Consider the following 13,776-nt stretch of genomic DNA (forward strand, 5'->3'; position numbering starts at 1 on the left):
TGCGGCGGCATCAGCTTCCTGACAACCTGTTCTTTGAACTCTGCGCTGTAACTAGGCACTGCTTCACTCCGTCCGCCCCCTCAAATATTCAAATCAACTGAGCGGACATCTATTGTGACTGAGGGGGGCATGAGCAGTGCCACGTTCTATAAATGGCGCGCCAAGTACGGAGGCATGGATGCTGGGCTGATGTCACGCATGAAGGAGTTGGAGGCGGAGAACGCCCGGCTGAAAAAGATGTATGCAGAGGAACGGCTCAAGGCCGAAATCCTCAAGGAGGCCATTGAAAAAAGTGGTGAAGCCATCTCACCGACGTGAGATGGCGCAACGAGCGGTCAAGCAGTATGCAGCCAGTATTCGCCTGGCCTGCAACGCGTTTAGCATTAGCGAGAAATGTTATCGCTATCAGGCCAAGTTAAGCAGCGACAATCAGCAGATTGCCGACTGGCTGCTGCGCTTGACCCACAACCAACGGAACTGGGGGTTCGGCTTGTGCTACTTGTATCTGCGCAACGTCAAAGGCTTCAAATGGAACCACAAGCGCATATACCGCATTTACCGTGAGCTGGAGTTAAACATGCGTATCAAACCGCGCAAACGCTTGGTGCGCGAGCAACCAGAGCCCTTGGCGGTGCCGTACGCACCCAATGAAATCTGGTCGATGGACTTTATGCACGACCAGTTGGCTGACGGGCGCAGCATCCGGCTGTTCAATGTAATCGACGATTACAACCGCGAAGGCCTATGCATCGATGTGGACTTCTCGCTGCCTGCCTTACGAGTGATTCGTTCGCTTGAGCAGGTTATGGAATGGCGCGGCAAGCCAAAAATTATTCGCTGTGATATGGCCCGGAATACGCAAGTTCTGCACTGATGGGCTGGGCTGAAAAGCACCATATCAAATTGCAGTTTATCCAACTAGGTAAGCCGCAGCAAAACGCCTATATCGAACGGTATAACCGCACGGTACGCTACGACTGGCTAGCTCATCACCTGTTTGATTCTGTGTCTGATGTCCAGGACTTCGCCACACGCTGGCTCTGGACTTACAATCACGAACGGCCAAATATGGCCTTGGGCGGCATTACGCCAATTCAAAAAATGGCCTTGGCCGCTTAGCCTCTACGTTTAACGACCGTTAAAAATGGGGGGATTACCAGAGCGTCCCACGCCACCTGCTCTGTTTGATCATGGCTACCTCCATCGACTTCGATCACCCCCGCTGGCATTTTGCCCACCTTGAAATAGATCACGAAATCGCAACGGGCCTTTAGCCGCTCCAAGGATGAATCACACTCGTCGTACAGTAGATCAAAGGCCGATACCATTGGAGCGCGAAGCGCGTTTCCTCGCCGAGTACCGGCAGAATATCGACCAACAGCCGTACACGGTCGGTATAACGGCGATCCCAATGATCAAACAAGGTGCTCATCAAGATCTCTCGGTAAGGTTATCTGGTAAGTAGGATGCAGGCGTTCCCCTGGCACCAACGATCGTTTACCCTGACCCAGATCAACATCATCCAATGGGACATGAGGCAACCACGCATCCACCTCGTAGTGCTCATGTCATGAAAAATGCCATTGATAATACAAAAAGCATCACCAATGGCATTCATTTTACAAAGCAGAATCAATCAGCTAGGAGAAAACCTCACTCCCACTCGATTATCAATAGGATATTTATCTTATTGATTTAAATCAGCATTTCCAACCATATAAAACTCAATACCATCAAAAATACCATGTTCAGCGTGACACCTGATCGTGTCCAACAATGCCAGACACTGCGCTGAATATCCGTTCAGCGCTGTACTGGTTCGCTACGCGTCGCTTCCTTCGAGTCAGGCGGATTCGGCCCGATGTAGACGGATTTACCATCCTTCCACACCACGGCGTACTGGCCTAAGCGGCGCTTCCGATCCAGTGCCTTGGCCACGGAATTACGCAGGCTTTCCAGTGCCTTGCGCGTGTCTTCATCATATTGGGGAGTCATAGGCCCGCCTCACTGCGTAGGTGCCGATAGACGGCATCATCAAAAATTTCAACACGATTCCCCTGCTGAGTAAACACAAGAGCCGGGTCATCCAAGCTGTTCAGGTAGCAGCGCGTCACGCTGACCCGGGGGGCATACAGTTCAAACAAGTTGCGCAAGCTACGGGCAAAACGCCGCTCAATCGCCTGCGCTGGGATACTGTGGCCGCCGTGAGCGACACGCTCGGCCACCCGGTCATGAGACAGCTGCACATTGGGTAGGGCCAAGTATGACATCTCCACACACCATCCGCTTTGCATCAAGCGATCCACCAATCGCAAGTAGCCGCGCCCAGACAAAGTTGTCTCAAAGGCGAAGTCCTGGCGCGCCCGTTCGCACCGATCGATTTCCGCCAGATACAGCTTGGACGCAGCTAACTGCTCACGCTCAGGATTCAAGGGTGACAGCCCCGCAGCAATCAGGTCGGCATTGATGAACGTCTGGCATTGGGCGACCGCAGGCAGGTAATCCAGCGCAAAAGTCGTTTTCCCGGCACCGTTGGGGCCCGCAATGATCCAGCAAGTCGGTGTGGTAGTCATTCCGCTCTACCCTCCAGATAAGCAGGCTGCTTGTCGACGTGCGCACTCCTGGTCGGCAATTTCGCCCGGCTGCAATGCTAGCTCGGTATCCCCCATACGCCCCAACACATCACGCAGACGCCCCGTACAGGCAATGAGCGGCGGCTCAAACTCGTAGCCGGCGGCGACCATCATGGCCCCAATTTCTTCGGTGATGAAAAACGGTTCGGTAGCGTTTTGCTGCTCCATGCGCTGTTGCTCCGATAGTCGCTGATCAGTAATGGCCTGTTCGATTTCTACAGCATTCATTTCAAAACCGATCTCGTCGAAACCATTGCTATACGTCTTTCCAGGGATTGATAACGGCCACGCCAACTGCTTCATAGGGGGCGGCGTCGCGCGACGCCACCATGAAGCCCCGCGATGCAGCAATGGCTGCGATGTAACCGTCTGGCGTCGGGAAACCGAGTCTGCCGTTCTTGGCTGTCACGGCAAGGTCCGCATAGTGGCGCGCCGCATCAGTGCCGAACGGCAAGACTCGATCCTTGAACAATTCCAGCAGCTCGGCAAGAGCACGGTCGAGCATGTTCTTGCGCTTGCTCTCCGGCAGCGCCTCGATGCCGAACAGCAGTTCGGTCAAGGTGATGCTGGATAGATACAAGGTTTCCGCTGCCTGCTCGTTCAGCCAGGCTCTTACGGTCGTATCCGGTTCCGGCTTCATCGCCTCAGAAACGACATTGGTACCCAGGATAATCATTTAGTCGAAACTCACAGGCTTGGCCGGCGTCTTGTCGCGCACATTCTCGAAGACCGCAAATTCTTCGTCAGTCAGGCCAACCTTGCGACCGATGGCGGCCAGTGCATCCCCTACACGTACACGTTTCTCTGGCTTGACCGCTGCCGCCAGAATCTCGCGCACCTCGGCTTCCGTGCTGCGACCGTGCTCGGCCGCCCGCACACGCAAAGCACGATGCACGTCATCCGGCACGTTTCTTACAGTCAGGATTGCCATACTTCAAACTCTGCAATTTGCCATCTATGACAGCAATCTTATTTCAATGCAGTCATTCAAACAAGTCATAAACACTACCAGTTGAAGCAGTTTAATGAAATTCGAAAAGGATCACTTATAGTGCTTTTTCCATCAAAAAAAGAAACTGAACGACATCCGGTGAAAAGCGATAAATGGTGAATTTCTCCAATCCCATGCCAGTACCATTCACTCGCCCATGGTATCAATCATGATTGCCATGGTATGCCCATCGGATACCATGAAAAATGCCATTGATGATGCAAAAAACACCATCAACGGCATTAATTTACTTAGTTAAATCAGTGGCTTATAAAATAAACTCACTCCCACTCGATCGTTGCAGGCGGTTTGCTGGACACGTCGTACGTCACCCGATTGATTCCTCTGACCTCGTTGATAATGCGAGAGGACACACGTTTGAGCAAGTTGTAGGGGAGTTCTGCCCAGTCGGCTGTCATGAAGTCGGTGGTTTCTACCGCACGCAAAGCAACGACGTAGTCATAGGTGCGCCCGTCGCCCATGACCCCTACGGATTTCACCGGCAGGAAGACGGCAAAAGCTTGGGAGGTTTGGTCGTACCAGTTTTTGCCGGTAACGGGGTCTAGCGTTTTGCGCAGCTCTTCGATGAAAATGGCATCGGCACGGCGCAGCAGGTCGGCGTATTCTTTTTTGACTTCGCCCAAGATACGAACCCCCAGGCCTGGGCCGGGGAAAGGATGGCGATAGACCATTTCGGGCGGCAAGCCCAAAGCGACGCCCAGTTTGCGCACTTCGTCTTTGAAAAGCTCGCGCAGAGGCTCGAGCAACTTCATGTTCAAGGTGTCGGGCAAACCGCCGACGTTATGGTGCGACTTGATTGCGACTGCTTTGCCGGTTTTGCTGGCTGCCGACTCGATGACGTCGGGGTAGATGGTGCCTTGTGCCAACCAGCGGGCATTTTTAAGCTTGGCGGCCTCGCTCTGGAAGACTTCAACAAACTCTTTACCAATGATTTTGCGCTTGGCTTCGGGGTCGGAGACACCTGCCAGCTGACTCATGAATTGCTCGGTGGCGTCGATGTGAATGACGCGCACGCCCAGATTCTTCACGAAGGTTTGCATGACCTGTTCAGCTTCGTTCAGGCGCAGCAGGCCGTGATCGACGAAAACGCAGGTGAGCTGGTCGCCGATAGCGCGATGGATCAGCGCCGCAGCCACGGAAGAGTCGACGCCGCCCGACAAGCCTAGCAAGACCTCTTCGTCGCCGACCTGTTCGCGAATGCGATCGACGGCTTCATCTATATAGTTAGGCATGCTCCAGTCGCCCGTGCAGCCGCAGATATCGCGCACGAAACGGGTCAGCATGGCGGGGCCTTGCTGAGTGTGGGTGACTTCGGGATGGAATTGCACTGCATAGAAGCGGCGCACTTCGTCTGCCATGCCTGCGATGGGGCAGGACTCGGTAGAAGCCATCAACTTGAAGCCTGGAGGCAGCTTGGCGACTTTGTCTCCGTGGCTCATCCAGACCTTCAACATGCCATAGCCTTCGGGCGTGGCGAAATCCTGGATGTCTTTCAGCAGTTGGGTGTGGCCATGGGCGCGCACCTCGGCGTAACCGAATTCACGTTGGTCGGACCAGATGACTTCACCGCCTAGTTGCTGCGCCATGGCTTGCATACCGTAGCAAATGCCTAGCACCGGCACCCCGGCTTCGAATACGGCAGGCGGCACGGAAGGGGCGTCGTCGCCATAAGCCGAGGCATGGCTGCCCGACAGAATAAGGCCCTTGAGTTGGGGCCGCGCAAGGGCCGCCGCATCTATCGTATCGCCCGGCACGATCTCGCAATAAACGCCGGCTTCGCGCACACGGCGGGCAATCAGCTGCGTAACCTGTGAACCGAAGTCGAGGATGAGAATAGTCTGATGCATGATGAAGGAATCGCCAAAGCGCAAAAAAGGAGTCGCTATTGTAATGAACCCCGCGCCAATGCGCGCGGCGGGCCTAACCCTGAGCGTACAGAGCACGCATATGAGTGACAGTAAAACAGGTTTTTGTGGTGTCTAGGCAACTGGAAGCCCCGCACCAAATGCTGTATATTTATACAGCATAAATGCAAACCACGGTATGACCTTTCCAGATGAATACCCCCGCCTCTCTTGAAAACCTGCACCCCGCCTTGTGGCGGGCGTCTCAACTTGCCCAGGCTCCCGCCGCCGTTGTAGACACTGGTTATGCGCCTCTGAACGATGTTTTGCCGGGCGGTGGATGGCCCTTAGGAGAACTCATCGAATTTTGCCTGCCACAAGCGGGCATAGGCGAAATTCACCTACTGCGCCCAAGCTTGACCGCATTGGAGGCAGCCTCAGTGGTACTCATACAGCCCCCCTACCCCCCTTGCGCCACCAACTGGCCTACCCAATTAGCCTCCTCCTGCCTGTGGTTACGCCCCCAACACGCCACCGACGCCCTTTGGGCCGCAGAACAAGTTTTACGTAGCCGGTCTTTTACCGTGCTATTGCTATGGCAGCAAACACTGTCATTCCAGGCTGCACGCCGCCTGCATCTGGCAGCACAAGCCGGGCGCACCTTGTGTGTGCTGTATCGCCCATGGCGCGCATGCTCTCAGGCCAGCCCCGCCTCCTTGCGTCTGTCTTTGCAGCCCACGCCTCAAGGACTAAGCATCCACGTGCTCAAACGCCGCGGCCACCCCCATTCTTCACCTGTACTGCTACGGTTGGCTACGCGTACTAAAGCCTCGCACCATGGTTTGGATAGCTCTACATTTCCATCATTTCGTACTCGACACCCTCACCCCACACTGGCGCACTGACCCTGCTTTCATTTACGCCAGTCAGGGCAGGTCCGCCCGAGTCGTCGTGGCTTGCTCTCCCTTGGCACGCCAAGCCGGCGTGCGTTTAGGCATGCCGCTCTCAAGTGCCCAGGGCTTGCTTCCCCAAGCCCTGGCTCAACCGCACACACCCCGCTTATTGGCTCAGCGACTAAACAAAATCACCACCCAGCTTTTGCCCTATACCCCTTGCTTGGTACAGGCCAATGCTTATACCTTGCTGCTTGAAGTCTCTGCCAGCCTCAGGCTGTTCGGTGGTATTCACAGCTTGCGTAGCAAAATTAGGCAAACCTTGCGGCAAGCGGGCCTTTCATATCGGCTGGCAAGCTCATGTGTTTCGCAAGCCGCATGGTTGTTGGCAACACACCCTGGTTCACATATACGGCACGCGCTAGCGCCCCATACGTTAGCGCGTCGCCTCGATAAACTGCTATGCCTTCATTTACCCGCCGCCCAACCTTACCTAGACTGGCTAGAGGGCATAGGATGCCGTCATTTGGGCATGCTGCGGCAGCTGTCACGCGCAGAATTACAGCGCCGCACCAGCCCAAACTTATTGCAAGCACTAGATTGCGTCTATGGCAAAACGCCAGACACAAGCCTGGCTTGGTTCATTCCCCCCGATCATTTCCATCAACAGCTTGAGCTTCCTGTTCCCGGGGTTCGTTCAGAAACCTTAAGCATCGCCGCGCAGCGCCTGCTGCACGATTTGTGCGCATGGCTAGAGCAAACCAAGCGGGCCGCCACACGCATCAGTCTGATACTCGAACACGATGCACGCCGCTACACGACTACCCGTACGACCTTGACGCTGCAATCTGCCCAGCCATTGTGGCAAGCAGAAGACTGGCTGCGTTTATTAAATGCCCAGCTTACCCATCTGCCACTGCCTGCACCGGTGCTAAGCCTGCATCTGCAAACACAGATACTGCAAGCACGGCCCACCACCTCCGCTGCGCTTTTGCCAAACGCCAAGGGTGCGGGCACCGCTGGCTTTCACGAAACGCTGGATCTTCTAGCTGCTCGGTTAGGCCACGAGGCCATTTTGCAGGCTGCGCCCCGCCAAGACCATAGGCCCGAAATTGCCAATAACTGGATACCGCTTCAAGCAAACCGAACAAGCAAACCCGCTCTTGCTTCTTGCCGCTTTGTCGAGTCTCAAACGCCGCGCCCTGCTTGGCTGCTGGAAACCCCCACCCCTCTTGCCAGTCAAGGCTCAAGGCCGTTTCACAATGGCCCGCTCATGCTGAAACAGGGGCCCGAGCGCATAGAAGACGGCTGGTGGTCTGCTCCCATACGTCGCGACTATTACGTGGCGCAGTCTTCCCAAGGGGCATGCTATTGGGTTTTCTACACTGACCAAGGCGACAAGCCAGGGTGGTTTCTGCATGGTTTATTCGGTTAACAACCCAGCCCCTCCAGTGTCGGAATACGCCGAACTGTATTGTCAGTCCAATTACAGCTTTCTGCGGGGGGCTTCGCACCCCGAAGAGCTGGTAGAACACGCCGCAAGTCTGGGTTATCGCGCACTGGCACTCACTGATGAATGCTCGATGGCGGGCATCGTGCGCGCGCATGTGGCCGCACGCGAGCACGGCATACGCTTACTGATAGGCACCCATTGCACTTTGCTGGATAAGCAAGGCGAACCTGCCTGCACGTTGGTATTGCTGGCCCAGACTCGCCAAGGCTATGCACAGCTCTGTGAGTGGATCACATTGGGGCGATCTCGCGCCGAAAAAGGGGATTATCGACTCTATCTTTCCGACCTCAGCACGCCACCAGAACCGTATACCCATTTACAAGGCCTACCCGAATGCCTGGCTCTGCTCGATACCAACGAGCACTTTTCAGAAGACACGGGCAGGCATCTCCAAATGCTGGCCAAAGTATTCGCAAACCGCGCCTGGATTGCCTTGCATCAAGGGCTGGACGGGCTTGATGAACAGCGCCAAGTTATCGCCGAGCATGCCGCACGCCTGTGCGGTCTACCCATCGTTGCAGTCGGCAAAGTGCTTATGCACAAGCGCGCTCGCAAACCTTTGCACGATATTTTGACTGCGGTACGTGTGCGCCAGCCTGTTGCCGCTTGCGGCCAACAGCGCATGATCAATGCCGAAAGACACTTACGTCCACTTGAGCGCTTGGCCACATTGCACGACCCCCAACATCTGGCACAAACCTTGAGCATCGCGCAGCGTTGCACCTTTAGGCTAGATGAAATTCGCTACGAGTACCCCGACGAGATCTGCCCCAAGGGGCTGAGCCCCACTGCTTATTTACGACAAGAAACCCTTCTAGGTGCGCAACGCCGCTATGGCGCCAGTGTCCCAGCCTCTGTTCAGCAGCAGCTCAAGCACGAACTGCAACTGATCTCCGAATTGAACTACGAGGCTTATTTCCTCACCGTGTACGACATTGTGGGCTTTGCCCGCCGTCAAGGCATATTGTGCCAAGGGCGCGGCTCGGCCGCCAATAGCGCGGTGTGTTATTGCCTAGGGATTACTGAAGTCGATCCCAGCCAAGGCAACAGTTTGTTTGAACGTTTTATCAGCAAAGAACGCAACGAGCCCCCCGACATAGACGTAGATTTCGAGCACCAGCGCCGCGAAGAGGTGATTCAGTACATTTACGAAAAATACGGGCGTCATCGTGCAGCCCTGACCGCAGTCGTCATCAGCTATCGCACGCGTAGCGCCTTGCGAGATGTGGGAAGGGCTCTGGGCATGGATGAAGCTCTGGTTGAACACGTCACGAAATCCTACCGTCGTTGGCAAGGGCACGAAAGTCTGCTCGAACACCTGCAACTTTGCGGCCTCGACGCACAAGCCCCCACCACTCGACACTGGGCGGTCTTGGCCAGCCAATTAATAGGCTTCCCACGCCATCTGTCACAGCATCCGGGTGGGTTCGTCATTTCACGCGGGCCGCTCAGCCAGTTGGTTCCCATAGAAAACGCCGCTATGCCCGGGCGCAGCGTAGTGCAATGGGATAAAGACGATCTCGACGCCTTGGGTCTACTCAAAGTGGACATACTCGCGCTAGGCATGCTCAGCGTCATCCGCCGCGCACTGGCTTTCGTTTCACAGCGGCAGGGTCGCCCATTTTCCATGCAAGACATCCCCCGAGACGATGTCACCACCTTTGACATGATCTGCCGCGCAGACACCATAGGTACTTTTCAGATTGAATCGCGGGCTCAGATGAGCATGCTGCCTCGTTTGCAGCCCCGTTGTTATTACGATCTCGTCATTCAAGTCGCCATTGTTCGTCCAGGGCCTATACAAGGCGGCATGGTGCATCCTTATCTGCGACGCAGGCAAGAACGCGAAAAAGTCACCTACCCCAGCCCTGCCGTCAAACAGGCACTCCAGCGCACTTTGGGCGTCCCTATTTTCCAAGAGCAGGTCATGCAGATCGCCATTCTGGCCGCAGGTTTTACTCCCGGTCAGGCCGACGCATTACGACGCTCTATGGCTGCTTGGCGTCGCAAGGGCGGGCTGGAAAGCTTTCGCAACCCTTTGATAGAGGGCATGGTCAGTCGAGGATATGAACGCGGGTTTGCCGAACAAATTTTTCGTCAGGCCCAGGGCTTCGGCGAATACGGCTTTCCTGAAAGCCATGCGGCAAGTTTCGCCCTTCTGGCTTACATCAGCAGTTGGATCAAATGCCACGAACCCGCCGCCTTCTTGGCCGCTTTGCTCAACAGCCAGCCCATGGGTTTTTATTCGCCCTCCACCCTGGTGCAAGATGCACGGCGTCACGGCGTCTGCGTGCTGCCCGTCGACATCATGCACAGCACCTGGAAGGCTCAACTTGAAGACCATGCCGTTCGCTTAGGTTTCAACCAAGTGAAGGGCTTGGCGCAGCCCATCGCACAACGTATTACACAAGCACGCATGCAAGCGCCTTTTCTTAATTTGGCCGACTTGGCCCGGCGCGCTGCCCTAGACAAATCCGCCTTGGAAACCTTGGCGCGTGCCGATGCTTTGCGTCAGTTAGCCGGTGGTCGTCGCGCGGCACAGTGGCATGCCGGCGCGCACGCCCCTTCTGCCGATTTGCTTAGAGAGGCTGACACCCCTAACCATGAGACGCCTGCCTTACCTTTACTAGCAGAAAGCCAGGCGACCCTTCAAGATTACCGCAGCCTGGGCCTGACCCTAGGCCGCCACCCCTTAAGCATGCTGCGCAACACCCTCGGCAAGCAAGGCTTTCTCAGTAGCGAACAATTGCGGCACCACAGAAATCGCTTTGAAGCGCGTAGCGCCGGGCTCGTCACCGTACGGCAACGCCCCGGTACCGCAAAAGGCGTGGTATTCGTGACCCTTGAAGACGAATACGGAAGCGTGAACTTGATTGTGCCGCCCACACTGGCTTTGCAACAATACGCCGTACTTATTCACGCCCAATTATTAGGCGCGCGCGGTATCTGGCAAGTGCAGGGCCAGGTTCGGCACCTGCATGCCCGTCAGCTATTCGACTTAAGCCCCTTGCTAGGGCAGCTCTCAATCGGCAGCCGGGATTTCCACTGATCCCCGTCTACAATGCCGCATCATAAATAAAGAATACAACGGCAATCATGACGAGAAGCCCAACGGAGACAAGCCCCCCGGCTGCTACCCGCCTAAGTTACGCATGGAAAGTGTTGGGCCTGTTGCTCATCGCCGCTAACTTGCGCGCCGCGCTTACCGCCGTCCCCCCAATGCTTAATGACATCGCCGAGGCATTTTCCTTAAGCACCACGGCTTTAGGGGTACTGACCGCCGCCCCCGTTTTCTTGTTCGCCCTGACCTCACCTCTTGCCACACGGCTGGCTCGCGCCCGAGGCCTGGAACAAGCGCTAGGCATCGCCACGCTCGCTTTAATAGCAGGCTTATTGCTACGTTCATCGGGCTCACTAGCGGCACTTTTTGCCGGAACCATCGCCATTGCGATAGGAATAGGTATAGGAAATGTGCTGGCACCGGGTTTGGTCAAACGTGACTTTCCTCTAGATAAAGGTACTCTCACCGCCTCTTATGCAGTACTGATCGGCATCACAGCCGCGCTGAGCGCGGCTGTCGCCGTCCCTATCGCACACGGGCTCAAGCTAGGCTGGCAAATGGCGCTGGCCAGCTCTTTAACCCTGGCTATTCCCGCCGCACTTTATTGGCTACCCCGATGTAAATATAGTCGTGGCGCGAGCGGATCAAGCGATGCCCCCCAAGCTGCACCGCTAAGCCGCCCCCTGCACCGCTCTGCTTTAGCCTGGCAGGTGACGTTTTTCCTGGGCTTGAACTCTTTCATATTTTTTCTGATTGTCGGGTGGCTACCCGCCATGCTGCAGCAAGCTCATTACTCCGCTCAACAGGCGGGCTCCGTGCATGGGCTGATGTTGCTGTCCGCCGCCTTTCCATCGCTTATTCTTATCCCGCTTTTCCGCCACCTGCGTGATCAGCGCCTACTTGCCAGCGCCACCAGCCTCGGCATGCTGGTAGGCTGCCTGGGCATTTGGCTGTGGCCGCATTGGGCTTTGCTGTGGTCAATCATTTTTGGCGTCTCGGCAGGTTCAGGCTTTGTGGTCTCGCTCTCGCTGATCCCCCTGCGTACCCGAACGCCTTTACATACCACCCAGCTTTCGGGCATGGCCCAGTTTCTTGGCTACTTGATGGCCGCCGCAGGTCTATTGCTTACCGGTTGGATGCGCGACGTCTCGGGTAACTGGAGCAGCGTACTCATGCTGGGCGTACTTTGCTGCGTGTTGATGGCTGCCTTGGGGTACATGGCCGGCCGGAATATCTACCTGAAATAAGCAGCGCCACATAGTAAAACACCCCAATACCTAAGCAGGCTATTGGGGTGTGAAAACCTACCGGTGTACGACTAATCGGCGCGGTAGTTAGGTGCTTCTTTGGTGATTTGCACGTCGTGAACGTGTGACTCACGCACCCCAGCCGAGGTGATCTCGACGAACTCGGCCTTGCTGCGCATAGCCTCGATGGTGGCGCAACCGCAATAACCCATGGAAGCGCGCACGCCACCCACCAGTTGGTAGATGATGGCGATAACACTGCCTTTATAGGGCACACGACCTTCGATGCCTTCAGGCACGAGCTTATCCGCGTTATTGGCGGGGTCTTGGAAGTAGCGGTCGGCAGAGCCGTCGCTCATGGCACCAACACTGCCCATGCCGCGGTACGACTTATACGAACGCCCTTGGAACAAAACGACTTCGCCAGGCGCTTCTTCGGTACCCGCAAACATGCCGCCCATCATGCAGGTGCTAGCCCCTGCAGCCAAGGCTTTGGCAACGTCACCGGAATAGCGAATACCGCCATCGGCAATCAAGGGGACGCCGGTGCCATGCAAGGCTTCGGCAACATCGGCAATCGCGGTAATCTGGGGAACCCCCACACCAGCCACAATACGCGTGGTGCAGATAGAGCCAGGGCCAATACCGACCTTGACAGCATCGGCGCCTGCATCAGCCAAAGCGCGAGCTGCGCGGGGTGTGGCGATATTACCGCCTACCACCTGCACCTTGGGATAGTTTTGCTTGACCCAGCGCACACGCTCGATAACACCGGCAGAGTGGCCGTGAGCAGTATCCACCACGATCACGTCGACACCCGCAGCCGCCAGTTTTTCGACGCGCTCTTCGGTGCCGTCACCTACGCCTACGGCTGCGCCTACACGCAACTGACCAAAGGCATCTTTACATGCATTTGGGTGTTCGGTGTTTTTGACAATGTCTTTGACAGTCGCCAAGCCGCGCAACTGGAAGTCGTCGTTGACTATCAGTACGCGCTCCAGGCGATGTTTATGCATCAAAGCCTGGGCTTCGTCGAGGGTAGCCCCTTCGTGCATGGTAACCAGGCGATCCTGCGGCGTCATGATGTCGCGCAGCGGGACTTCGAGGCGATCTTCGAATCTAAGGTCGCGGTTGGTGACTATACCCACCAGTTTGCCACCTTCTACAACCGGCAAGCCCGAAATGCCATGTTGCTTTTGCAAAGCAATGGCGTCGCGCACCTTCATGGTGGGCGTTACGGTAACTGGGTCGATGACAATACCAAACTCGTGGCGTTTGACACGGGCGACTTCGCGCGCCTGTTCGTCTGCCGACAAGTTTTTATGGATAATGCCGATACCCCCCTCTTGAGCCATGGCGATAGCCAAACGCGACTCGGTAACCGTGTCCATGGCAGCGGACACGAGTGGAATATTGAGGGTGATGTCGCGGGTCAGTTGAGTGGCAAGGGACGTGTCGCGAGGTAGAACCTCGGAGTAGGCAGGCACCAACAGGACGTCGTCAAAGGTCAGTGCTTTTTTTATGAGCCGCATTCGATAACTCCGTTCACAAAGCAGAATTATACGCTTTGTAG

Annotated in this window: 11 protein-coding genes and 2 pseudogenes; 5 read left to right on the plus strand and 8 right to left on the minus strand. The window is 56.0% G+C overall.

The window, feature by feature from the left end; genetic code table 11:
• The first annotated feature begins 84 nt into the window (after nt 1-84).
• A pseudogene (locus H0484_RS13775) lies at nt 85-1,119 on the plus strand (IS3 family transposase).
• 296 nt (nt 1,120-1,415) lie between these two features.
• Here the strand turns inward: H0484_RS13775 and H0484_RS15305 are convergent.
• The 7 genes and pseudogenes from H0484_RS15305 to guaA form a co-directional block, all read right to left on the minus strand.
• Nucleotides 1,416-1,547 (minus strand): annotated as a pseudogene (locus H0484_RS15305) (type IV toxin-antitoxin system AbiEi family antitoxin domain-containing protein); the annotation flags it as partial.
• A 256-nt stretch (nt 1,548-1,803) separates the two neighbouring features.
• Nucleotides 1,804-1,995 (minus strand): hypothetical protein, encoded by a 192-nt coding sequence (locus H0484_RS13785; RefSeq protein ID WP_226955220.1) that lies wholly within the window; start codon nt 1,993-1,995, stop codon nt 1,804-1,806.
• Nucleotides 1,992-2,573 (minus strand): Zeta toxin family protein, encoded by a 582-nt coding sequence (locus tag H0484_RS13790; protein ID WP_226955221.1) that lies wholly within the window; start codon nt 2,571-2,573, stop codon nt 1,992-1,994. The genes H0484_RS13785 and H0484_RS13790 overlap by 4 nt, the downstream gene beginning before the upstream one ends.
• A 6-nt stretch (nt 2,574-2,579) precedes the next feature.
• A complete protein-coding gene (locus H0484_RS13795; RefSeq protein WP_449288525.1) occupies nt 2,580-2,861 on the minus strand; it encodes a hypothetical protein in 282 nt (93 codons plus the stop codon).
• A 28-nt stretch (nt 2,862-2,889) separates the two neighbouring features.
• The gene (locus H0484_RS13800; RefSeq protein ID WP_226955222.1) at nt 2,890-3,309 is read right to left on the minus strand and encodes a type II toxin-antitoxin system VapC family toxin; all 420 of its coding nucleotides are present in this window, start codon (nt 3,307-3,309) and stop codon (nt 2,890-2,892) included.
• Nucleotides 3,310-3,564 (minus strand): FitA-like ribbon-helix-helix domain-containing protein, encoded by a 255-nt coding sequence (locus tag H0484_RS13805; RefSeq protein ID WP_108620388.1) that lies wholly within the window; start codon nt 3,562-3,564, stop codon nt 3,310-3,312. It lies immediately after the preceding gene.
• A gap of 341 nt (nt 3,565-3,905) precedes the next feature.
• Entirely contained in the window at nt 3,906-5,492 is a 1,587-nt protein-coding gene (guaA, locus tag H0484_RS13810) for a glutamine-hydrolyzing GMP synthase (RefSeq protein WP_226955223.1), read from the minus strand.
• Between the two features lie 209 nt (nt 5,493-5,701).
• Between guaA and imuA the strand changes: the two genes are divergently transcribed.
• From imuA to H0484_RS13830, 4 genes are read left to right on the plus strand one after another with little or no spacing between them, the layout of a single operon-like run.
• Nucleotides 5,702-6,394, plus strand: coding sequence for a translesion DNA synthesis-associated protein ImuA (gene imuA / locus H0484_RS13815; protein ID WP_226955224.1), 693 nt, complete (start codon nt 5,702-5,704; stop codon nt 6,392-6,394).
• Nucleotides 6,327-7,817 carry a Y-family DNA polymerase gene (locus tag H0484_RS13820; protein ID WP_226955225.1) on the plus strand — a complete coding sequence of 497 codons (1,491 nt, stop codon included), beginning with the start codon at nt 6,327-6,329 and terminating at the stop codon, nt 7,815-7,817. The genes imuA and H0484_RS13820 overlap by 68 nt, the downstream gene beginning before the upstream one ends.
• Entirely contained in the window at nt 7,801-10,944 is a 3,144-nt protein-coding gene (locus H0484_RS13825) for an error-prone DNA polymerase (RefSeq protein ID WP_226955226.1), read from the plus strand. Before H0484_RS13820 ends, H0484_RS13825 begins: the two co-directional genes overlap by 17 nt.
• Before the next feature lie 47 nt (nt 10,945-10,991).
• Nucleotides 10,992-12,203 carry an MFS transporter gene (locus tag H0484_RS13830; RefSeq protein ID WP_226955227.1) on the plus strand — a complete coding sequence of 404 codons (1,212 nt, stop codon included), beginning with the start codon at nt 10,992-10,994 and terminating at the stop codon, nt 12,201-12,203.
• 71 nt (nt 12,204-12,274) lie between these two features.
• Here the strand turns inward: H0484_RS13830 and guaB are convergent, their stop codons facing one another.
• Nucleotides 12,275-13,735, minus strand: a complete 1,461-nt coding sequence (gene guaB / locus H0484_RS13835; RefSeq protein WP_226955228.1) for an IMP dehydrogenase — start codon at nt 13,733-13,735, stop codon at nt 12,275-12,277.
• Nucleotides 13,736-13,776: the final 41 nt, after the last annotated feature.

This window comes from Mesopusillimonas faecipullorum, from assembly GCF_020539505.1.
Lineage (GTDB): Bacteria > Pseudomonadota > Gammaproteobacteria > Burkholderiales > Burkholderiaceae_B > Mesopusillimonas > Mesopusillimonas faecipullorum.